The 886-nt window shown below is 55.8% G+C and carries 1 protein-coding gene; it reads left to right on the top strand.

Going from position 1 to position 886, the window contains the following annotated elements; all coding sequences use genetic code 11:
- Window positions 1–811 (top strand): IS3 family transposase (locus J7394_RS22790; protein ID WP_209256248.1); only part of this gene is annotated, 811 nt, incomplete at its 5' end.
- Between the last annotated feature and the right edge of the window lie 75 nt (window positions 812–886).

Raw genomic sequence — 886 nt, 5'->3', positions numbered from 1 at the left:
GCCATCACGGGTCTGGAACCGCATTCCGCAGCTGATGCGTGAGAAGATCAAGGACCTGGCTCTGAAGGAAAGCGATCTGTCGCCGCGTGAGTTGGCCGTGCAGTTCACCGACACAGAAAAGTACTTTGTCTCAGAGGCTTCGGTCTATCGCATCCTGAAATCCTACGACCTGATCACCAGCCCGGCCTATGTGGTTCTGTCGGCGGCCGACGAGTTCCACGATAAAACCACTCGGCCGAACCAACTCTGGCAGACCGACTTCACTTACCTGAAGGTCATCGGCTGGGGCTGGTTCTACCTGTCGACCATCCTCGATGATTACAGCTGCTACATCATCGCTTGGAAGCTTTGCACGACGATGCAGTCGGGCGATGTGACCGACACGCTGGACCTGGCGCTGCAAGCCTCAGGTTGTGATCAGGCGACGGTTCTGCACAAGCCACGGCTGCTCAGCGACAACGGGTCTAGTTACATCTCCAGCGAGTTGGCCGATTGGCTGGAGGACCGGCAGATGGATCATATTCGAGGTGCTCCGTATCACCCGCAAACTCAGGGGAAGATCGAGCGATGGCACCAGACCTTGAAGAACCGCATCCTGCTGGAAAACTACTATCTGCCCGGCGATCTCAGGCAACAGATCGATGCCTTTGTCGATCATTACAACCATCGACGCTATCACGAGAGTCTACAAAACCTCACCCCGGCCGATGTCTACTTCGGACGCGAACAGACCATCCTGCAACAACGAGAAAGGATCAAACTAAAGACCATCGAAACGCGACGCTTGCTTCACCGCAAATCCGCCGCATAATCACATGAACCAGATGCGCCAGACCCTCTCTTAGCTCACGCCGTCACCTGTCCCAAAATCCCTGACGACGGACAG

The organism is Ruegeria sp. R13_0 (assembly GCF_017743995.1).
In the GTDB taxonomy this organism is placed as follows: Bacteria; Pseudomonadota; Alphaproteobacteria; order Rhodobacterales; family Rhodobacteraceae; genus Ruegeria.
Note: the sequence above shows the minus strand (reverse complement) of the source record. Positions and strands in the feature narration are given on the sequence as shown.